The organism is Streptomyces sp. NPDC086787 (assembly GCF_044745865.1).
Classification (GTDB): domain Bacteria; phylum Actinomycetota; class Actinomycetes; order Streptomycetales; family Streptomycetaceae; genus Streptomyces.
This window is the reverse complement of the sequence record NZ_JBIVBC010000007.1, coordinates 29,237-48,197: the sequence shown is the minus strand read 5'-3', so window position 1 is coordinate 48,197 and position 18,961 is coordinate 29,237. Positions and strand designations below refer to the sequence as shown.

The 18,961-nt window shown below is 71.6% G+C and carries 21 protein-coding genes and 1 riboswitch; of the genes, 15 read left to right on the top strand and 6 right to left on the bottom strand.

Annotated features, from left to right (window positions below):
- Positions 1–8: 8 nt before the first annotated feature.
- A complete protein-coding gene (locus tag ACIPK3_RS18465; protein WP_402570879.1) occupies positions 9–695 on the bottom strand; it encodes a DUF5995 family protein in 687 nt (228 codons plus the stop codon).
- Positions 696–911: 216 nt separating this feature from the next.
- Here ACIPK3_RS18465 and ACIPK3_RS18460 point away from each other — a divergent pair, with 216 nt between their 5' ends.
- The gene (locus ACIPK3_RS18460; protein WP_402570877.1) at positions 912–1,370 is read left to right on the top strand and encodes an acyl-CoA thioesterase; all 459 of its coding nucleotides are present in this window, start codon (positions 912–914) and stop codon (positions 1,368–1,370) included.
- A 30-nt stretch (positions 1,371–1,400) separates the two neighbouring features.
- On the opposite strand, the gene ACIPK3_RS18455 is transcribed toward ACIPK3_RS18460, so the two are convergent.
- Positions 1,401–2,585 carry an MFS transporter gene (locus tag ACIPK3_RS18455; protein ID WP_402570875.1) on the bottom strand — a complete coding sequence of 395 codons (1,185 nt, stop codon included), beginning with the start codon at positions 2,583–2,585 and terminating at the stop codon, positions 1,401–1,403.
- Positions 2,586–2,826: 241 nt separating this feature from the next.
- Positions 2,827–2,957: riboswitch (FMN riboswitch) on the top strand.
- Between the two features lie 161 nt (positions 2,958–3,118).
- On the opposite strand from ACIPK3_RS18455, the gene ACIPK3_RS18450 reads away from it, so the two are divergent.
- The 9 genes from ACIPK3_RS18450 to ACIPK3_RS18410 all read left to right on the top strand — a co-directional run bounded on the left by ACIPK3_RS18450 (position 3,119) and on the right by ACIPK3_RS18410 (position 10,465).
- A complete protein-coding gene (locus ACIPK3_RS18450) occupies positions 3,119–3,724 on the top strand; it encodes a riboflavin synthase (protein ID WP_402570873.1) in 606 nt (201 codons plus the stop codon).
- Positions 3,721–4,362, top strand: a complete 642-nt coding sequence (gene pnuC / locus ACIPK3_RS18445; protein ID WP_402570872.1) for a nicotinamide riboside transporter PnuC — start codon at positions 3,721–3,723, stop codon at positions 4,360–4,362. The genes ACIPK3_RS18450 and pnuC overlap by 4 nt, the downstream gene beginning before the upstream one ends.
- The gene (locus ACIPK3_RS18440; protein ID WP_402570870.1) at positions 4,359–5,648 is read left to right on the top strand and encodes a bifunctional 3,4-dihydroxy-2-butanone-4-phosphate synthase/GTP cyclohydrolase II; all 1,290 of its coding nucleotides are present in this window, start codon (positions 4,359–4,361) and stop codon (positions 5,646–5,648) included. Before pnuC ends, ACIPK3_RS18440 begins: the two co-directional genes overlap by 4 nt.
- A gap of 20 nt (positions 5,649–5,668) precedes the next feature.
- A complete protein-coding gene (ribH, locus tag ACIPK3_RS18435; protein WP_402570868.1) occupies positions 5,669–6,154 on the top strand; it encodes a 6,7-dimethyl-8-ribityllumazine synthase in 486 nt (161 codons plus the stop codon).
- 33 nt (positions 6,155–6,187) lie between these two features.
- Entirely contained in the window at positions 6,188–6,460 is a 273-nt protein-coding gene (locus tag ACIPK3_RS18430) for a phosphoribosyl-ATP diphosphatase (RefSeq protein ID WP_402570866.1), read from the top strand.
- A gap of 50 nt (positions 6,461–6,510) precedes the next feature.
- Positions 6,511–7,359: an ATP phosphoribosyltransferase gene (gene hisG / locus ACIPK3_RS18425; RefSeq protein ID WP_402570864.1), complete on the top strand. Its 849-nt coding sequence runs from the start codon at positions 6,511–6,513 to the stop codon at positions 7,357–7,359.
- A 20-nt stretch (positions 7,360–7,379) separates the two neighbouring features.
- A complete protein-coding gene (locus ACIPK3_RS18420; protein WP_402570862.1) occupies positions 7,380–7,844 on the top strand; it encodes a PH domain-containing protein in 465 nt (154 codons plus the stop codon).
- Positions 7,845–8,048: 204 nt separating this feature from the next.
- Positions 8,049–9,383 carry a hemolysin family protein gene (locus ACIPK3_RS18415; RefSeq protein ID WP_402570860.1) on the top strand — a complete coding sequence of 445 codons (1,335 nt, stop codon included), beginning with the start codon at positions 8,049–8,051 and terminating at the stop codon, positions 9,381–9,383.
- Positions 9,380–10,465, top strand: a complete 1,086-nt coding sequence (locus ACIPK3_RS18410) for a hemolysin family protein (RefSeq protein WP_402570858.1) — start codon at positions 9,380–9,382, stop codon at positions 10,463–10,465. The genes ACIPK3_RS18415 and ACIPK3_RS18410 overlap by 4 nt, the downstream gene beginning before the upstream one ends.
- Positions 10,466–10,560: 95 nt before the next feature.
- On the opposite strand, the gene ACIPK3_RS18405 is transcribed toward ACIPK3_RS18410, so the two are convergent.
- Both ACIPK3_RS18405 and ACIPK3_RS18400 read right to left on the bottom strand, forming a co-directional pair.
- Positions 10,561–12,423, bottom strand: a complete 1,863-nt coding sequence (locus ACIPK3_RS18405) for an AAA family ATPase (RefSeq protein WP_402570856.1) — start codon at positions 12,421–12,423, stop codon at positions 10,561–10,563.
- Between the two features lie 430 nt (positions 12,424–12,853).
- Positions 12,854–13,474, bottom strand: a complete 621-nt coding sequence (locus ACIPK3_RS18400; protein ID WP_402571386.1) for a uridine kinase — start codon at positions 13,472–13,474, stop codon at positions 12,854–12,856.
- Positions 13,475–13,646: 172 nt separating this feature from the next.
- On the opposite strand from ACIPK3_RS18400, the gene ACIPK3_RS18395 reads away from it, so the two are divergent.
- The 4 genes from ACIPK3_RS18395 to ACIPK3_RS18380 all read left to right on the top strand — a co-directional run bounded on the left by ACIPK3_RS18395 (position 13,647) and on the right by ACIPK3_RS18380 (position 17,364).
- Positions 13,647–15,038, top strand: a complete 1,392-nt coding sequence (locus tag ACIPK3_RS18395) for a peptidase C39 family protein (RefSeq protein ID WP_402570854.1) — start codon at positions 13,647–13,649, stop codon at positions 15,036–15,038.
- Between the two features lie 54 nt (positions 15,039–15,092).
- Positions 15,093–15,233 carry an SCO1431 family membrane protein gene (locus tag ACIPK3_RS18390; protein ID WP_402570852.1) on the top strand — a complete coding sequence of 47 codons (141 nt, stop codon included), beginning with the start codon at positions 15,093–15,095 and terminating at the stop codon, positions 15,231–15,233.
- A 99-nt stretch (positions 15,234–15,332) separates the two neighbouring features.
- Positions 15,333–15,986: a TetR/AcrR family transcriptional regulator gene (locus ACIPK3_RS18385; protein ID WP_402570850.1), complete on the top strand. Its 654-nt coding sequence runs from the start codon at positions 15,333–15,335 to the stop codon at positions 15,984–15,986.
- A 205-nt stretch (positions 15,987–16,191) separates the two neighbouring features.
- Positions 16,192–17,364, top strand: a complete 1,173-nt coding sequence (locus tag ACIPK3_RS18380) for an acyl-CoA dehydrogenase family protein (protein WP_402570849.1) — start codon at positions 16,192–16,194, stop codon at positions 17,362–17,364.
- Between the two features lie 32 nt (positions 17,365–17,396).
- Here the strand turns inward: ACIPK3_RS18380 and ACIPK3_RS18375 are convergent, their stop codons facing one another.
- Both ACIPK3_RS18375 and ACIPK3_RS18370 read right to left on the bottom strand, forming a co-directional pair.
- The gene (locus ACIPK3_RS18375; protein ID WP_402570847.1) at positions 17,397–17,621 is read right to left on the bottom strand and encodes a hypothetical protein; all 225 of its coding nucleotides are present in this window, start codon (positions 17,619–17,621) and stop codon (positions 17,397–17,399) included.
- A 172-nt stretch (positions 17,622–17,793) separates the two neighbouring features.
- On the bottom strand, positions 17,794–18,216 hold the full coding sequence (locus tag ACIPK3_RS18370; protein WP_402570846.1) for a hypothetical protein: 423 nt from the start codon (positions 18,214–18,216) through the stop codon (positions 17,794–17,796).
- Positions 18,217–18,441: 225 nt separating this feature from the next.
- Here ACIPK3_RS18370 and ACIPK3_RS18365 point away from each other — a divergent pair, with 225 nt between their 5' ends.
- Complete coding sequence (locus ACIPK3_RS18365) at positions 18,442–18,882, top strand: Lrp/AsnC family transcriptional regulator (RefSeq protein ID WP_402570844.1); 441 nt, start codon at positions 18,442–18,444, stop codon at positions 18,880–18,882.
- Positions 18,883–18,961: the final 79 nt, after the last annotated feature.

Here is an 18,961-nt window from a genome sequence, read left to right as displayed (position 1 = left end):
GGACCGCCTCAGCCGGGGAGCGGGGTGAGCAGCATGCGCCCCGCGAGGCCCACGGCCGCGTCGAGCCGCTCGGCGAACTCCTCGGCCACGTCCTCGAACCGGCGCAGCGCCCACAGGGCCCGCGCGGTCGTCCAGGTGGCGTCGCGGGCGCGCTCCAGGCTCCAGGAGCCGAGTAGATGGGTGAGCGGGTCGGCGACCTGGAGCAGGTCGGGTCCGGGCATCAGATCCTCGCGGACGCGCTCCTCCAGCGACGCCAGCAGATCGCCCACGCGGTCGAACTCGTCCTCCAGGTCGACGGGTTCGCAGCCAAGCGCATGGCAGGTGTCCACCACGGCCAGCGCCAGGTCGTGACCGATGTGCGCGTTGATGCCCGCGAGCGCGAACTGGAGTGTCCGTACGCCGGGGTGGCGGCGCAGTTGGAACAGCGGCCGCCAGCAGGCGGGCGGACGACGGCCGTCCGCGACCGCGGCGACCGCCGCCAGATAACGCTCGGCGAACCGCACATCCAGCGTCGCCGCCGCCCGCGGATCCGTGAACTGCTCGGCTTCCAGGCCTCGTTCGACCTCCTCGGTGACGGCCAGATAGACACGGTTGAACACCGCGACGCCGTCCCGCTCGGGCAGCGCCTCGTCCAGGGCGCGCATACGGGCGACCACGGTGTCGACAGGAGTGAGGAGGTGCTCCAACTGCGCCATGGGGAAAGGTTCCCAGCCCTGCTCCGGCCGACGCGCCGACCGCACCGCGACTTCCCCGAAACGAGCGAAGGGCCCGAGCCCCTCCCGATTCCGACTCGACCTCCCGATTCCGACTCGACCGGTATCCCGACTCGACCGAGAACCGGTCTGAGCGACCGCTTAGACTGTGGCCCGTACCGCCGTACCGCCCCGAAGCGACACCCAGGAGCCCCGCCCGTGACCGCCCAAGCCCCGACCGGCCCCGCTCTGTCCTACGGACGGCTGATACCCGTCACCGTCCACTTCGACGACCTCGACGCGCTCGGGCTGCTCCACAATGCCCGCTACCCGCTGATGGTCGAGCGGGCCTGGACCGAGCTGTGGAACGAGTACGGCGTCCGCTTCGACGGCGACTGGGCGGCCGCCGGTGACGCCTGCAACGCGGTCAAGGAACTGCGGATCGGCTACGAGACGCCGGTGACCAGGCCGGGCGTCTACGCCGTGCACCTGTGGCTGGAGCGGCTCGGCAACACCGGTCTGACCTACGGCTTCCGCTTCTGTTCCGCCGACGGGACGGTGACCTACGCGCAGGGCTCCCGGGTCCTGGTCCGGCTCGACGCGGCGACGCTGCGCCCGGCGCCGTGGAGCGAGGGTTTCCGGGCGGCGGGCCAAGGGCTGCTGCGGCCCGAGGACTGATCGGGCCCCTGGCCGGGCCCCTGGCCGGGCCTAGGAGTGCGCGCCGACTCCGGCGGTGCGCAGCACCCCCGCGAAGGCCACGAGCCCGAACGCCAGCGCGGTGACCAGACCGAACGACACCACCAGGCTCGTCGCCTGGGCCACCCCGCCGATCAGGCCGGGCGCGACCAGCCCCGAGGTGTAGGTGATGGTCGCCACCCCGGCGATGGCCTGGCTGGGGTTCGGGCCGCTGTGTCCGGCCGCCGCGAAGCACAGCGGTACGACCACCGCGATGCCGAGACCCATCAGCGCGAATCCGGCCATCGCCACCGCCGGATGCCCGGCCACGACGATCAGCAGTCCGCCGAGGACGGCCAGCCCGCCGCCCGCGCGCACGGTGCGCACCGCACCGAACCGGTTCACCACCGCGTCCCCGGCGATCCGGGCCACCGCCATCGTCAGCATGAAGCCGGTGGTGGACGCCGCCGCCAGCCCCGCCGAACTGCCGAGCCGGTCGCGCAGGAAGACCGCCGACCAGTCCAGACCGGCCCCCTCGGCGAACACCGAGCAGAAACCGACCGCGCCGATCAGCAGCGCCGACCGGGGCGGCAGCGCGAACCTCGGCGGGGGTTCCTCGCCCTCGTCGGGCCGGAGGTCCGGTACCCGGCCGGCCGCCAGGACGCCGAGGACCGTGAGCACGGCGGCCGCCGCCGTGAAGTGTGCCCGGGCGTCCGTACCCAGATGCGCGGCGAGGGTGCCGACCGCCGCACCGATCAGCGCGCCCGCGCTCCACATGCCGTGCAGCCCGGACATGATCGACTTGCCCATCAGGCGCTCGACCTCGACGCCCAGCGCGTTCATGGCGACGTCGGCCATGCCCGCGCTCGCGCCGTAGACGAACATCGCCAGACACAGCGTGGGCAGGTTGACGGCGAGCGACGGCAGGGGCAGGGACAGGGTCCACAGGGCGATCAGCGCGCGCAGCGCCGTACGGCTGCCGAGGCGATGACTGATCCGGCCCGCCAGCGGCATCGCGCACGAGGCACCGAACGCCGTGAAGGCCAGCGCGAACCCGAGCCGGCCCGCGCCCAGCGAGGCATGGTCCTGGATCCACGGCACACGGGTCGCGAACGAGCCGGTGACGGCGCCGTGCACGGCGAACACGGCCGCCAGGGCGTACCGGGCGCGGGACGGCGCGCGCTGCTCCCGGCCCGTGCCCCTGTCCGTGTCGGCCATGTCCCTCATGCTGCCGCAACCTCCTCGACGCGGACGCCGCGGCGACCCGGCGGCGGGCAAGGGCCGTCGTCACCGCCGCCGGGCCCGCCCGCACAGTAAAAGGACTAGACCATTGAGTCAATGGTTCCGACGGATCGTCAGCTGCCCGGTGGGTGCCGGGTGATGCGTCCTGTGAGCCAGTCCACACGGCCCCCCTGTCGGGATGGCGATCCGGCGTGGCACACTGACCCTGTACCAGAAGCAGCGCACTCCGGGGTCGGTGAAAGTCCGAACCGGCGGTTACAGTCCGCGACCCGGTCGCTTCCAGCGGCCGGTTGACCAGGTGAAATTCCTGGACCGACGGTTAAAGTCCGGATGGGAGGCAGTGCGCGGCGGGCGGGCACGTGTGTGCGCGCCGCCGTATCTGGGCTCGTCCGACGCCGGACGGGTCCCCTTCGGCGTCGGCAGAGCTCACGACGTTGCTCACCCGTACATTCTGTCGTCATCGACAGGCCCCGGAGTCCGCGCCCCTTTGAGGCAGGAGGACCCGGGAAGTGTTCACCGGAATCGTCGAAGAACTGGGTGAGGTCACCGCCGTCGAGAATCTCGGCGACGCCTCCCGCTTCCGGCTGCGCGGCCCCGTCGTGACCGAGGGCGCGCGGCACGGCGACTCCATCGCCGTGAACGGGGTCTGTCTCACCGTCGTGGAACACGAGGGTGACGAGTTCACCGCCGATGTCATGGCCGAGACCCTCGACCGCTCCAGCCTGGGGGCCCTCGCCGTCGGCTCCCGCGTCAACCTGGAGCGCCCCACCGCCGTGGGTGCGCGTCTCGGCGGGCACATCGTGCAGGGCCACGTGGACGGCACTGGCCGGGTGCTGGGACGCGAGCCGTCCGAGAACTGGGAGATCGTGAAGGTCTCACTGCCCGCCGACCTCGCCCGCTACGTCGTGGAGAAGGGCTCGATCACCGTCGACGGCATCAGCCTCACCGTCGTGGAGGCCGGTCCTGACTACTTCACCGTCAGCCTCATCCCCACCACGCTCGACCTGACCACACTCGGCCACAAGCAGCCCGGCGACCCGGTCAACCTTGAGGTCGACGTGATCGCGAAGTACGTCGAGCGGCTGCTCGCCGCCGGTCAGGGGGCCGGCCGGTGAACTGGCTGAACCACGAGGCCTTCGTCCTCTTCGACCAGCACATCCTCTGGTCGGACATGATCGGCAACATCTTCGGGCTGATCGCCCTCGCCCTCGGCTGGCGGCGGTCCATCTGGAGCTGGCCGGTGCAGTTCCTGTCCGGGCTGATCCTCTTCGGCGCCTTCTACGGCCACCTGACCGGCAGCGCGGGCAAGCAGGCCGTCGTCATGGCCGTCGCGCTGTTCGGCTGGTGGCAGTGGAACCGCGGCAAGGACCAGGGCGAGGACGGCCACATCTCCGTACGCTTCGCCACCTGGCGCGAGCGCGCGGCCATGCTCGCCACCGCCGCGGTCGGCACGGTCGGCGTGGCCCTGCTCTTCAAGGCCAACCCGTCCCTGTCCTGGGACCCGTGGCCGGACGCCTACATCTTCGTCGGAACCATCGTCGCCATGTACGCCCAGGCACGCGGCATGGTCGAGTTCTGGTTCGCCTGGCTGCTCGTCGACCTCGTCGGCGTGCCCCTGAACTTCGCCAACGGCTACGCCTTCTCCGGCTTCGTCTACGTCATCTACGGCGCGCTCGTCCTGTGGGGCATGCGCGACTGGTGGCTGCGCTCCCGCCAGGGCGCGCGGCCCGCTCTGGAAGGAGCGCCCGCATGAGTACGGCACCGATCCTGTACAGCACCGAAGGTGTCGAGGACCTCACCCTCGACCCCGTCGAGCAGGCCATCGCCGACATCGCGGCCGGCCGCCCGATCGTGGTCGTGGACGACGAGGACCGGGAGAACGAGGGCGACCTCGTCATCGCCGCCGAGAAGGCGACCCCCGAGATCGTCGCCTTCATGATGAGCGAGTGCCGTGGCCTGATCTGCGCCCCCATGGAGGGCGAGGAGCTCGACCGGCTGCGGCTGCCGCAGATGGTCCAGGACAACACCGAGTCCATGAAGACCGCGTTCACCATCTCCGTGGACGCGACGGCCGCCCACGGGGTGAGCACCGGGATCTCGGCCGCCGACCGCGCCACCACGCTCCAGCTCCTCGCGAGCGGCACGGCCGAGCCCACCGACCTGGTCCGCCCCGGTCACATCTTCCCGCTGCGCGCCCGGCCCGGCGGCGTCCTGGCCCGCAACGGCCACACCGAGGCCGCCGTCGACCTGGCCCGGCTCGCCGGACTGCGCCCGGCCGGCGCGATCGTGGAGATCGCCGGTGAGGACGGCCGCATGCTGCGCCTGCCCGAACTGATCCCGTTCGCCCGCAAGTACGGCTTGACGATCATCTCCATCGAGGACCTGATCGCCTACCGCCGCGACTCCGAGCCCGCCGTCCGCCGCGAGGCGGAGGTCCGCCTGCCCACCAAGCACGGCACCTTCACCGCCTACGGCTACCGCTCCGCCGCCGACGGCGTCGAGCACGTCGCCCTCGTCCACGGCGAGATCGGCGACGGCGAGAACGTCCTCGTCCGGGTCCACTCCGAGTGCCTCACCGGCGACATCTTCGGCTCCGCGCGCTGCGACTGCGGCCCCCAGCTCGACGCCTCGCTGGAACGCATCCAGGCCGAGGGCAGGGGAGTGGTGGTCTACCTGCGCGGCCACGAGGGCCGCGGCATCGGCCTGCTGTCCAAGCTGCGCGCCTACGAACTCCAGGAGCGGGGCCACGACACCCTCGACGCCAACCTGGAACTCGGCCTGCCCGCCGACGCCCGTGACTACGGCGCCGGCGCGCGGATCCTCGCCGACCTCGGCGTCCGCAGCCTGCGGCTGATGACCAACAACCCCGAGAAGACCGACGCGCTGCTGCGCCACGGCCTCAAGGTCATCGACCGCGAGCCGATGCCCGTACAGGCGGGCGAGCACAACCTCCGCTACCTGCGCACCAAGCGGGACCGGATGGGACACGACCTGCCCTGGCTGGACACGCCCGCCGTGTCCACCTGCGGCAACCAGTAAGAAAGCACAGAGGGAGAGACGTGAGCGGCAAGGGTGCACCCGAACTGTCCGTGCGCAACGTGAGCGACCTGCGGGTCGCCGTCATCGCGGCGCAGTGGCACGAGAAGGTGATGAACGGTCTGGTGGACGGCGCCCTGCGCGCCCTGCACGACCTGGGGATCGACGAGCCGACGCTGCTGCGGGTCCCCGGCAGCTGGGAACTCCCGGTCGCCGCCAAGGTCCTCGCGGGCCGCGGCTACGACGCGGTGGTGGCCCTCGGCGTCGTCATCCGCGGCGGCACCCCCCACTTCGAGTTCGTGTGCCAGGGCGTCACCCAGGGACTCACCCAGGTCTCGGTGGAGACCGGCGTGCCCGTCGGCTTCGGCGTGCTCACCTGCGACACCGAGGAGCAGGCACTGGACCGGGCCGGTCTGGAGGGCTCGAACGAGGACAAGGGGCACGAGGCGGTGACGGCGGCGGTGGCGACCGCGGCCACGCTCCGCTCAGTATCCGAACCCTGGCACTAGGGGGTCGCGGTAACCGCGTAGGGTGGGCCCATCATGTCCAAGAAGACGTTCGAGGAGCTCTTCACCGAGCTCCAGCACAAGGCCGCCAACGGCGATCCCGCCACCTCCCGCACCGCGGAACTGGTGGACAAGGGCGTCCATGCCATCGGCAAGAAGGTCGTCGAGGAGGCCGCCGAGGTCTGGATGGCCGCCGAGTACGAGAGCAAGGACGCGGCCGCCGAGGAGATCTCGCAACTGCTCTACCACGTCCAGGTGATGATGGTGGCCCGCGGCATCTCCCTGGAAGACGTCTACGCCCACCTCTGAGCCGTACCAGCACCCGCACCACGTAGGCACGAACGAAGGAAGCCGACCTCATGCTGCGCATCGCCGTCCCCAACAAGGGTTCCCTGTCCGGACCTGCGGCGGAGATGCTCCATGAGGCCGGCTACCGGCAGCGCCGGGAGTCCAAGGAACTGCGGATCGTGGACCCGGCGAACGAGGTCGAGTTCTTCTACCTCCGCCCCCGCGACATCGCCATCTACGTGGCCTCCGGCCGCCTCGACATCGGCATCACCGGCCGCGATCTCCTCGTGGACTCCGCGGCCAACGCCGAGGAGATCCTCCCGCTCGGCTTCGCCCGCTCCACCTTCCGCTTCGCCGCCAAGCAGGGCACGGCCAAGGGCGTCGAGGACCTCTCCGGCATGACGGTCGCCACCTCCTACGAGGGAATCGTCGCGGGCCACCTCGCCGACAACGGGGTGGACGCCTCCGTGGTCCACCTGGACGGCGCCGTCGAGACCGCCATCGAACTCGGGGTCGCCGAGATCATCGCGGACGTGGTGGAGACCGGCACCTCGCTGCGCAACGCCGGCCTTGAGGTCTTCGGCGAGCCGATCATGAAGTCCGAGGCGGTGGTGATCCGCCGCACCGGTGCCGACGCCGAGGAACCCAAGGTCCAGCAGTTCCTGCGCCGCCTCCAAGGCGTCCTGGTCGCCCGGACCTACGTGATGATGGACTACGACTGCCGCGTCGAGCAGCTGGAGAAGGCGGTCGCCCTCACCCCGGGCCTCGAATCCCCGACCATCTCCCCGCTGCACAACGAGGGCTGGGTCGCCGTACGCGCCATGGTCCCGGCCGGCGATGCCCAGCGGATCATGGACGACCTGTACGCCATCGGAGCGCGGGCCATCCTGACCACGGCCATCCACGCCTGCCGTCTCTGAGCCGGAGAGGCCGTACAGCGATGTCCGAACCCGTGTCCCCGCCCGCCCTTCCGGTCACCTTCCGGCCGGGCCGCACCCGTGCGATCCTGCTCACAGCCGGAGCCGCGATCTTCGTGGTCCTCGCGGGTGTGTCCCTGCTGCTGGAGCAGCTCGGCCCCGGCGACCGGATCACTTTCATCATCTCCGGCGCCCTCGCCTTCTGGGCGCTGGCCCAGCTCGGCCGGGTGAAGGTGGTCGCCGACGAGAGCGGCGTCACCGTGGTGAACATTGTCACCAGACGGCACCTGGCCTGGGCGGAGATCGTCCAGGTGAACCTCCGACCGGGCGACCCGTGGGTCTTCCTGAACCTCAGCGACGGCACCAGCCTGCCCGCGCTCGGCATCCAGCCGGGCGTCGCCAAGCAGCGGGCCATAGCGGACGCGCGCGCACTGAGGGCACTGGCGGAGACTCGCGCGACGGCGGCTCCGGGACCGTCCGAGAGCTGACTCGGGGACGCTCACCCTGCCGCATGAGCCCGAGTCTTGATTAATCTGGTGGCGGAGGTGTTTTCGTTGCGCCTCCGCCCCTGTCGCGCCGACCGGTGCACAGGGGCTCCTGCTACCCGAGGAGTGACTCCCTCCAGCGATGGACGGATCGTCCTGTAGTACCTGCGCCGCCCCCTACCGCCACAGTGCGAAGGCGGCGGCATCATGACCACCTCCCTGCTGCTCCTCGCGGCAGCGTTCCTGCTGATCCTGGCCAACGGTTTCTTCGTCGCGGCGGAGTTCGGCCTGGTGACGGTCGAGCGTCCGGAGGCCGAGAAGGCCGCGGCCGAAGGCGACGGCCGCGCCCGCACCGTCGTGGACGCGCTGGGGGAGCTGTCCTTCCAGCTCTCCGGCACCCAGCTCGGCATCACCATCACCTCCCTGGTCGTCGGCATGCTCGCCGAACCGGCCCTCGCCGACCTGCTGAGCGGCCCGTTCTCCGCGATCGGTGTCCCCGATGGCGCGGTCTCCGGCGTCGCCGTGGTCGTCGGCATGCTGCTGGCCTCGGCGATCCAGATGGTGATCGGTGAGCTGGTGCCCAAGAACTGGGCGGTCTCCCGGCCGCTGCAGGTCGCGCGCTTCGTCGCCGGCCCGCAGAACCGCTTCTCCCGACTGTTCCGCCCGGTGATCGCCGCGCTGAACACGGTCGCCAACCGGCTCGTCCGCGCCCTCGGTGTCGAGCCCACCGAAGAGCTGGCCTCGGCCCGCACCCCCGGCGAGCTGGTCTCCCTGGCCCGGCACTCCGCCCAGGCGGGCGCGCTGGAGCAGGACACGGCCGACCTCTTCGTGCGGACCCTGTCCCTCGGTGAGCTGACCGCGCAGCACGTCATGACCCCGCGCGTGAAGGTCAGCGCGCTCCAGGACTCGGCCACCGCCGAGGACGTGGTCAACCTGACCCGCGCCACCGGACTGTCCCGCTTCCCCGTCTACCGGGAGAAGATCGACGAGATCGTCGGCATGGCGCACCTCAAGGACGCCCTGGCGATCCCGCCGCACGACCGGCTGCGTACCCCGGTCGGCCGAATCGCACGCAAGGCATTGCTGGTCCCCGAGACGCTCCCGGTGCAGCCGCTGCTCGCGCGCCTGCGCAGCGAGCAGCCGATCGCCGTGGTCGTCGACGAGTACGGCGGCACGGCGGGCGTGGTCACCCTGGAGGACATCGTCGAGGAACTCGTCGGTGAGGTCCGCGACGAGCACGACGGGCACGACCTGCCCGAACTGGCCGTGGCCGCTCCGGAGGACGGCAGGCCCGCCTGGGACGTGGACGGTGGCTGCCGCGTCGACATCCTCCAGCGGATAGGCCTCGACGTGCCGGAGGGCCCGTACGAGACCGTCGCGGGCCTGGTCGCCGACCTGCTCGGCCGGATCCCCGCCCCCGGTGACCGGGCCGAGCTGCCCGGCTGGCGGTTCTCCGTGCGCAGCGTCGACCACTACCGCGCCGAACGCGTCCGCCTGGTGCGGCTCGCCTCGGTGGCCCCCGCCCTGGAGGCCGCCCGATGAGCGTGCTGCAACTCGCCTTCGCGGCGCTGCTCGTGCTCGCGAACGGTTTCTTCGTCGGCGCCGAGTTCGCGCTGGTGTCCGTCCGCCGCAGCCAGATCGAACCGCTCGGCACCGCACGGGCCCGCCAGGTCCTCTACGGCCTGGAACGGCTGCCGCAGATGATGGCCGCCGCCCAGTTCGGCATCACGGTCTGCTCGCTGACCCTCGGCGCGGTGGCCGAGCCGACGGTCGCCCAACTGCTCGAACCCGCGTTCGAGGTGATTCGTCTCCCCGACGGCGTGATTCACCCGCTCGGGTATGTCATCGCCCTCGCCGCCGTGGTGTTCTTCCACCTCGTCATCGGTGAGATGGTCCCGAAGAACCTCGCGATGGCCGCACCGGAGAAGGCCGCGCTGTGGCTCGGCCCCGGCCTGGTCGCCTTCGCCCGCATCTGCCGCCCGATCACCGTGGCCCTCGGCGCCCTGGCCAAGGGCATCCTGCGGCTCTTCCACGTCGAGCCCAAGGACGAGGTCGAGGCGGTCGTCACCAGCGAGCAGCTGAACCGCCTCCTGGAGGACTCCGGCCAGGCGGGCCTGCTCGCCCCGGAGGAGCAGGAGCGGCTGGAGGACGCCCTGGAACTGGGCTCCCGCCCGGTCACCGATGTGCTCCTCAGGCGTGAGTCGCTCGTCATCGTGCCGCCGTCGGTCACCCCGGGGGAGATCGTCCGGCTCACCGCCCGGACCGGGTACTCACGGTTCCCGGTGGCCGCCGAGAAGGGCGCCTTCATGGGCTATGTGCATGTGAAGGACGTACTCGACCTGGAGGAGTCGGAGCGGGCCGTGCCGCAGCACGTCTGGCGGCCCATGACCACCCTGCGGGCCGAGCTGCCGCTCGACGACGCGCTCACGGTCATGCGCCGCGCCGCGACGCACCTGGCCCAGGTGGCCGACGCCTCCGGCCGGGTGCTCGGCCTGGTCGCGCTGGAGGACGTACTGGAACTGCTGGTCGGCGAGGTACGGGACCCGGCGCACCGGCAGACGCCGGAGCCGCGGGTCTCGGAGCCGAGGGCGAGCGGGGAGCCCGAGGAGGTACTGGCCACGTAGCCGTCGGCCGGGCGGGGCGGGGCACACGGGTCGTGGCCGGGGGAGCGCGGGCCGTGGGCCCCGGGGGGCCGCACGTCCGTGGGCCTACAGAGGGCCTACAGGGCCGACGGACCGTGCGGCCCCCGCCCCGACAGCACCTCGCCGTAGGCCTGCATCAGATCGGGCAGCCGCAGCGTCGCCAGGTCCTCCCGCGACAGCATCCCGGGATACGTGGACAGCCGCAGATCCCGGTAGGCACAGCTCTTCTCGTACAGGGTCCGCAGGAACCGCCCGTTGCCCAGCTCGTCGATCCACCCCTGGTCGACCACGTGCCCGGCGATCGACCGCAGCTCGTCCAGCGCCTCCTCGTCCCACCCGTCACCGTTCTCCGCGGCGAGCACCTCGCCGATCGCGGTGAGCTCGAGAGGCCGGTAGGAAGGGAAGTCGACGCGGGTCGTGAACCGGGAGGAGAGCCCCGGGTTGGCCGCCAGCAGCCGGTCCATGCCCTCCGGGTAGCCGGCCAGGATCACCACCAGATGGTCCCGGTTGTCCTCGGCCCGCTTCAGCAGGACCTGGAGCGCCTCGTCGCCGTAGGCGTCACCCTTCCCGTAGCCGGAGTTGGACAGCGAGTAGGCCTCGTCCACGAAGAGCACCCCGCCGATCGCGGAGTCGATCAGCTCGTTGGCCTTGACCGCGGTCTGGCCCAGATACTCCCCGACGAGGTCCGCCCGCTGGGCCTCCACGAGATGGTCGCCGCCGAGCAGGCCGAGGGCGTAGAAGACGCGGCCCAGGATGCGGGCGACCGTGGTCTTGCCGGTGCCTGACGGACCGGAGAAGACGAAGTGCCGCTTCGGCGGCTGCACGGGCAGCCCCTGCCCGGTCCGCAACCGTGCCATGTTCAACTGCGCGGACAGCGCCTTGACCTGCCGTTTGACAGGCTCCAGCCCGACCATGCGCTCCAGTTCGGCGAGCGCCTCCTCCAGCAACGCGGGGTCGGTGGGCCCGGTGGGCAGCGGTGAGGGTACGGCGGTCTTGGCGCGCACCGCGGGGTCGGCCACCGACGGCAGGGGACCGGCGCCGGGCGGCTCGGGGTCGGGGAAGCGCAGGTCACGGGCCTCGGTGCCGAACAGCGGGTCGAGCACGTCGGAGCCGTCCACACTGTCCTGGCCGATGCCGGTGAGCGTGATCGCCGCGAGCCCCGCCACTTCGTCGTACCCGTCGGCCTCGGCGATCGCGGCCAGCCGGGCCGAGGTGTCCATGAAGGCCGGGTCCACCCGGTGCACGGCCCGGTACAACGGCAGCGCCGCCGCGCTGCGCCCGGTGCCCTCGTGGGCCCGCGCCAGCCAGTAGCGCAGCTCCTTGCGCTGCGGCTGTTCGCTGCGGCAGCGCATCAGGGCCGCCGACAGCATCGGCTCCGCCTGCCCGTACATCTCCAGCCGGACCCGGGCCATGCCGCCGAACAGGCCCGCCTCGATGCCCAGCATCGCGTCGTCGAGCAGCGGGTCGGTGTGCCGGACCAGCTGTTCCCAGTCCTTGACCAGATAGGCCCGGCAGGCGTGCAGAAAGCGGACCTGCGGGTCGGTGTCCACGGGCGGCAGCCCGGCGAGCGCCCGGTCCAGCTCCGGGACGTGGCGGCCGTCCAGCCAGTGCGAGGCGTGCGCCAGCAGCAGATCGCGCACGCTCTCCAGCACCGGCTGCACCCACCAGCCGAGCCAGTACCAGGAGTTCAGCGTGCGCCGGTGCCGGGTGCGCTGCTCGCCGAAGCGGTCGCGGTGCCGGAACATCCTCAGCAGCGCGGTCGTCGTGTCGACCCGCAGCGCGTGCAGCCCGAGCCAGGCGTCGGCCATCCCGGGATCCATCCGCACCGCGGCGCGGAACTCCTCCTCCGCCTGCGGATAGGCGCCCATCGTGTAGGCGTCCACGCCTCGCAGCCAGGCGAGGTCGGCCGGGGCCTCGGGGCCCTGCGTGCCGAAGTCCATCACGTCCCCCACAAACCGTGCCCCCGTGGTTCACCGCCGGGCAGTCGCCCGGCGGTCGCCTTGCTCGAACCGCTTTGCCGCGGACTGGAGTTGAAGGTGCGCGAGGCAGCCGTTCGAAGGTCGCACCGAGGGCATCGTACCCGCGGGCCGGGTGCCCGCCGTAGGGCGCCGCAGGGCCTGTTCGACGAGGTGGGCGCACAGGGGGCGCAGCGGGAGCGGTGACCGAGGGTGAGCGGATCGCTGCGTGTGGCGGCCGGAAGGCCGACGGAAGGCAGAACGAAGCCCCCGATCACGGGGGAACAACCGGGGGCTTCGCGTTCTGGGGGCGGCTGTCGATAGCCGCACATTGAGAACGTAAGTCCTGTACGGGCCCCGGGTCAAGCCGAGTTGGGGTACCCGAACAAGTTCCCGGACCTGCGTCTTCACAAGTTCAGCACACAGCGGACGGGTCGTCACCCTCAGTGACTCGCGGCCCCGCATCAGGGGTCACTCCAGGCCCGGAAAGCACCTCATATCCCCCTGTCGACTCCAGCACCAGGAGGTCGGCATACGGCCGCGAAGGGTCGACCGCGAAGTGTCGGCGCTCAGCCCCGACCCACCCGCCCCAGAAGTCCCGCATCTCCGCACCGTCCCGCAGGCGGCCGCGCGCCCAGGAGTCCTCGTCCGACAGTTCCATCCACAGCAGTCGCGCCAGATACGGGCGCAGCGCACGGCGGCCGGCGCCGACGCCCTCGATTAGCATCACGGGCGCGGGCGGGAGCGCGCGGGGCGGACCGAAGCGCCGGGCTACCCAGTCGTAGGGGGCGTACGCCGCGCTCTCCCCCCGCGCGAGCGGCTCGATCACCTGGGTCAGCAGCCGCTCGGTCCACCCGAAGAGTTCGTCGTGGCTCGCGACGTCGTCCAGGTGCAGCACGGGCGCCCCGCCCAGCGCGTCGGCGAGACGCCCGGCGAAGGTCGACTTCCCGGCCCCGGCGTGCCCGTCGACGCCGATCAGCCGCACCGGTCCGCAGGACGGCGGCAGTTCGCGCAGACGGGCGGCGAGACGGTGAATGACGGTTCCCGGGGTGGGGAGGGGCGGGCCGAAGTGGAGTGGGATGGCGTGTGGGGGTTCTCCGGAGCCATTGTAGTTTCGGCGTGGCGGGGTCCGGGGTGCTCGCCGGGGCATGGCGCCTCGGCCATAGTGGGCGCACCGCCGCCACTCGGACACCGGGGGTCCGCCGCGCATGAGCAGAGCCGAACAGCCGTCCCGCAGAACAGTCCTGACCATGGCGCTCGCCACCGCCACCTCCGTGCCCGTGCCCGCGCGCGCCGCCGAGGACGGGAGGGACGCCAAGAACGCCGAGGAGGCCGAGGACATCGAGGCCATCGAGGGCGCCGACCAGCCCCGGCGGACCCACTACCGCGCCTGGACCACATACGCCGACTGGATCACCGGTACCGCCGCGGGCGTGCGCACCGAGGCGGGCAGCCGTCCCGGTGTCGTGATCGCCGATCCGGTCGGCACCACCGAGTACGCCGACCCGCACACCGGCGTGACCGCCGCCTGGGAGTACGCCACCTGGACCTCGCCGGTCCACCGGCTCACCGTCCCGGCCACCGAGGCGATCGCCTCCTGGAACGCCCTCACCCCGGCGGGCACCTGGCTCCAGGCCGAACTGCGGGGCACCTACTCCGACGGCACGGACACGCCCTGGTACGTGATGGGCCGCTGGGCCGCCGGTGACCGGGACATCAAGCGGACCTCCGTGGACGGCCAGAGCGACGGCAGAAGCACCGTCCGCACGGACACCCTGGCCATCGACGACGCCGCCACCGGCCTTCGTCTCGCGTCGTACCGCCTGCGGCTGACCCTGTACCGCAGGCCCGGCACGCGGCTCACCCCCACCGTCTGGCGGGCCGGGGTGATGGGCTCCGACGTTCCCGACCGGTTCACCGTCCCCGCTTCCACGCCCGGCCCGGCCCGGGAACTGGCCGTCCCGCGCTACTCGCAGGAGATCCACAAGGGCCAGTACCCCGAGTACGACAACGGCGGCGAGGCCTGGTGCAGCCCCACCTCCTCGCAGATGGTCATCGAATACTGGGGCGGCCGCCTCACTCCGGGGCAGCTGGCCTGGGCCGATCCGTCGTACGCCGATCCGCAGGTGTGCCACGCGGCCCGGTACACCTACGACCACCAGTACCGGGGCTGCGGGAACTGGCCGTTCAACGCCGCCTACGCGGCCACCTTTCCGGGACTCCAGGGCGTGATCACGCGGCTTGGCTCGCTCACCGACCTGGAGACCCTGATCGCGGCCGGCATCCCGGTCATCACGTCCCAGTCCTTCCTCAAGGGCGAGCTGACGGGCGCCGGGTACGGCACCGCGGGTCATCTGATGACGGTGACCGGCTTCACCGCCGCGGGCGATGTGATCGCGGGCGACCCGGCCGCCCCCGGCGACGAGGCGGTACGGCGGGTCTACCGCAGGAGGGAGTTCGAGATCGTCTGGCTGCGGACCAGGCGGTACAACGCCGGGGGAGAGGCGGTCCCGGGCACGGGCGGGGTCTGCTACCTGTACTTCCCGGCACGGCCCAGCGCCCGGGAGCGTACGGCGCTCGCGGCCGTGGGAGTGCGCTGACCTGTGACCAAGCTCTCCGCCGCAAAAGCCGCCAGGGGTGGCAAGGTGGACACCATGACCGCGCACTCAGCCACCGCCACCCGCGCCCGTACGGGCGGCCCCAAGGACGACGGCCCGAAGATCGTCGAGCATGTCCTCGGCTGGACCCTGGTCGTGGTCGTCGCGATGCTCGTGACCCAACTCGGCCTCGTGTGACCGGTCCCCGACCGGCCCGACGCGGCCCCGGACGGTCAACGGCCTTCTGACATACTGCGGATGTCCCGCCGACCGTTGAGACCAGGGCCGAAATCGAATATGCGTCAACAGCCCGCCGTCGTCCGCCCTCGGGCCCGCGGCACCGAGCGCTCCGTCGCGCGCCGTGCCGAACTCATCGCCATCGGGCGCAAATTGTTCGCGGACACGTCCTACGACGCGCTCTCCATGGACGACATCGCCCGGCAGGCGCATGTCGCCAAGGGGCTGATCTACTACTACTTCCAGTCCAAGCGCGGCTACTACCTGGCGATCATCCAGGACTCCGTCGCCGAACTGGTCAGCTATGCCGCGAGCGGGCTCGAACTGGCGGCCGTGGACCGCGTCCACCGCACCATCGACACCTACCTGCGCTACGCCGAGCACCACCAGGCCGCCTACCGGACCATCGTCAGCGGCGGCGTCGGCTTCGACACCGAGGTGCACGCCATCCGGGACGGGGTGCGCGAGGCGATCGTGGCGACCATCGCCGAGGGCGCGTACGGCCACCAGGACATCTCACCGCTCGCGCGTACGGGACTGCTCTCCTGGGTGTGCAGCGTCGAGGGCGCCACCCTGGACTGGATCGGCCGGCCCGTGCTGTCCCGCGACACCATGCGGGAACTACTGGTGAAGACCCTCGGCGGAGCCCTGCGTGCCGTCGAGGAACTGGACCCCTCCTACCCGGCCCCGCCGCCCGCCCGCCGGGAACTGTGACCACCCTGGCTGGACGACCTGAAGTAAGCGGTCGTTAACTGGTGACTGGAGGTCGCTGATCGGGCATACTCACAGCGCACAGCCGCTGGTCAGCAGCCTCCGAGACCCGGGAGCGAGCGCCACGGCCGGACCACGAGGACCAGGCGGCGCCGCCCCACCCAAGGCGCACGACCGCCATGCGCCCGACAGGGAGGAGACCGTCGCCATGTCCGACAGCGCCCCGCAGCCGGTGGAGCGTCAGCTGCCCACCGACGAGGCCAGGGAGCTGATCTCACTCGTCCGCGACATCGCGCAGCGTGAGATCGCACCCAAGGCGGCCGAGGAGGAGGACGCCGGACACTTCCCCCGCGAGGTCTTCACCCTCCTCTCGAACTCCGGACTGCTCGGTCTGCCGTACGACTCCGAGTACGGCGGCGGCGACCAGCCGTACGAGGTCTACCTCCAGGTCCTCGAAGAGCTCGCCGCGGCCCGCCTCACCGTGGGTCTCGGCGTCAGCGTGCACACCCTGGCCTGCTACGGGATAGCCGCGTACGGCACCAAGCAGCAGCAGGTCGAGCACCTGCCCGCGATGCTCGGCGGCGGCCTCCTCGGCGCCTACTGCCTCTCCGAGCCCGCCTCCGGCTCGGACGCCGCCTCGCTGCGCACCAAGGCGGTGCGGGACGGCGACGGATGGGTGATCACCGGCACCAAGGCCTGGATCACGCACGGCGGGATAGCCGACTTCTACACCGTGATGGCCCGCACCGGTGAGGACGGCTCGCGCGGGATCACCGCGTTCCTGGTGCCCGGCGACGCCGAGGGGCTGAGCGGCGCGGCACCGGAGAAGAAGATGGGCATGAAGGGCTCGCCCACCGCCCAGGTTCACCTCGACGGCGTAAGGGTGGGCGACGACCGCCGTATCGGCGAGGAGGGACAGGGCTTCGCCATCGCCCTGTCCGCGCTCGACTCCGGCCGGCTCGGCATCGCGGCCTGCGCGATCGGCCTCGCCCAGGCCGCACTGGACGAGGCGGTCAGGTACGCGACCGAGCGGCGTCAGTTCGGCCGCCCGATCTCCGACTTCCAGGGCCTCAGGTTCATGCTCGCCGACATGGCCACCCAGATCGAGGCCGGCCGCGCGCTCTACCTGACCGCGGCCCGGCTGAGGGACGCCGGCCGTCCGTTCGCGAAGCAGGCGGCCATGGCCAAGCTGCACTGCACGGACACGGCGATGAAGGTGACCACGGACGCCGTGCAGATTCTCGGCGGATACGGATACACCGCGGACTTCCCCGCCGAGCGCTACATGCGCGAGGCCAAGGTCCTGCAGATCGTCGAGGGCACCAACCAGATCCAGCGGATGGTCATCGCCCGCCACCTGGCGGGGCCCGAGGCCCGCTGAGCGGGTCCTGGGGCCTGTCGTCACGACAGGCCCTAGTCCTCCAACTCGCTGAAGTACCCCTGAAGGATCGTGGGGGCCGCCAGCCTGACCCACTCCGGGTCGTGGCGGCCCGGCAGGGTGCGGCCCCGGTCGGCCCAGACGCGCATGAGGTCGCGGTAGATGGGCGGGTCCTGCGGCTGCGGCGGCGGAGCCGATGTCGCGGGCGGGGGCACGAAGAGGAGGCGCTGACGCCCGGTCGCCGTGTACGTGGGGGTCATACCTGGGCAACGCCGGGACCGCCGGACAGGTCACCGATCCGGCGAATCGAGCGTGAGTTCACCGGCGTCCGGATGGAACCGGGAACCGGGCACACCGATCCCGCACCACGGCCTTCGACATGCGTGCCACGGTGCGGGGTGGCTGCTGGTGCGGAGCGGGCCCGGAGGAGGCTCAGGCGGCCAGACGGCGCATCGGGCGGGAACCCGGCCCACCGACGTGCGAGAAGGGCTGTGTACGCCAGTCCAGGCCCTGGGGGAGCGTCAGCAGGAGGGCGGTGTCCTGCTCCTGCGGCACCGCGGACTCGTCCGCGGGCGGGGCGTCGGCCGCCGTACGGCCCGTACCCGTGCACACGGTGAGCCCGAACGGGTTCCACGGCGAAGCGCATCGCGCGTGCTCCGGCAGGACGTCCTCGCCCGCCAGCAGGGCGATGGGCTGTGCGCAGTCCGGGCAGATCACCCGGAACATCTCGAACGTGTCGTAGGCGTCGGCCTCCTCGGGCCCGTAGACGTCGGATTCGACGCCCTCCGGCTCGGGTTCGACGACCGGCTGCTGCCGTTTGGACGTGGCACGACCAGGGCGCTTGACGCTCTGCATGGATTCTCCCCCTAGGGCTGGGCCGTGAAGGCGCTGCGGCCTCGACCACAGCAAGCACTTCCCGTCCGGTCCCGGCCGTAACCACGAGCGCATCACGGAGCGCGGCCGGATGCTGTGGTGTTCATCACATGCCGCCCGCAGGTGCCCGGCCCACGCATGACCTGGGCTCCCGGGGTGCCGGACACGGCTATCGGGGGAGATCAGGCGCCATGTAGGTTCAGCGCCATGGAGGAGCTGGACCGTCAGATCGTGCAGCTGCTCGTCAAGGACGGGCGGATGAGCTACACAGACCTGGGCAAGGCCACGGGGCTGTCCACGTCGGCCGTGCACCAGCGGGTGCGGCGGCTGGAACAGCGCGGCGTGATCCGCGGCTATGCCGCGGTCGTGGACCCGGAGGCCGTCGGGCTGCCCATGACCGCGTTCATCTCGGTGAAACCGTTCGACCCCAGTGCCCCCGACGACATCGCCGACCGCCTGGCCGACGTCCCGGAGATCGAGGCCTGCCACAGCGTCGCCGGCGACGAGAACTACATCCTCAAAGTCCGTGTGGCCACGCCGCACGAGCTGGAGGAACTGCTGGCCCGCGTGCGCTCGCTGGCCGGTGTGTCGACGCGGACCACGGTGGTGCTCTCGACGCCTTACGAGGCACGCCCGCCGATGATCTGAGCCGGCGGGCGCGGTACGGCGCGCGCCGTGACCTGCCCCGGGTGCGGACGGCGCCCGCTCGCGCGAGAGACTGGGCGCC

Coding starts and splice junctions, on each gene's coding strand:
- ACIPK3_RS18465 (WP_402570879.1), bottom strand. CDS start 695: ATGGCGCAGTTGGAGCACCTCCTCACTCCTGTCGACACCGTGGTCGCC.
- ACIPK3_RS18455 (WP_402570875.1), bottom strand. CDS start 2,585: ATGGCCGACACGGACAGGGGCACGGGCCGGGAGCAGCGCGCGCCGTCC.
- ACIPK3_RS18440 (WP_402570870.1), top strand. CDS start 4,359: ATGAGTACGGCACCGATCCTGTACAGCACCGAAGGTGTCGAGGACCTC.
- ACIPK3_RS18430 (WP_402570866.1), top strand. CDS start 6,188: ATGTCCAAGAAGACGTTCGAGGAGCTCTTCACCGAGCTCCAGCACAAG.
- hisG (WP_402570864.1), top strand. CDS start 6,511: ATGCTGCGCATCGCCGTCCCCAACAAGGGTTCCCTGTCCGGACCTGCG.
- ACIPK3_RS18420 (WP_402570862.1), top strand. CDS start 7,380: ATGTCCGAACCCGTGTCCCCGCCCGCCCTTCCGGTCACCTTCCGGCCG.
- ACIPK3_RS18415 (WP_402570860.1), top strand. CDS start 8,049: ATGACCACCTCCCTGCTGCTCCTCGCGGCAGCGTTCCTGCTGATCCTG.
- ACIPK3_RS18410 (WP_402570858.1), top strand. CDS start 9,380: ATGAGCGTGCTGCAACTCGCCTTCGCGGCGCTGCTCGTGCTCGCGAAC.
- ACIPK3_RS18405 (WP_402570856.1), bottom strand. CDS start 12,423: ATGGACTTCGGCACGCAGGGCCCCGAGGCCCCGGCCGACCTCGCCTGG.
- ACIPK3_RS18395 (WP_402570854.1), top strand. CDS start 13,647: ATGAGCAGAGCCGAACAGCCGTCCCGCAGAACAGTCCTGACCATGGCG.
- ACIPK3_RS18390 (WP_402570852.1), top strand. CDS start 15,093: ATGACCGCGCACTCAGCCACCGCCACCCGCGCCCGTACGGGCGGCCCC.
- ACIPK3_RS18385 (WP_402570850.1), top strand. CDS start 15,333: ATGCGTCAACAGCCCGCCGTCGTCCGCCCTCGGGCCCGCGGCACCGAG.
- ACIPK3_RS18380 (WP_402570849.1), top strand. CDS start 16,192: ATGTCCGACAGCGCCCCGCAGCCGGTGGAGCGTCAGCTGCCCACCGAC.
- ACIPK3_RS18375 (WP_402570847.1), bottom strand. CDS start 17,621: ATGACCCCCACGTACACGGCGACCGGGCGTCAGCGCCTCCTCTTCGTG.
- ACIPK3_RS18370 (WP_402570846.1), bottom strand. CDS start 18,216: ATGCAGAGCGTCAAGCGCCCTGGTCGTGCCACGTCCAAACGGCAGCAG.
- ACIPK3_RS18365 (WP_402570844.1), top strand. CDS start 18,442: ATGGAGGAGCTGGACCGTCAGATCGTGCAGCTGCTCGTCAAGGACGGG.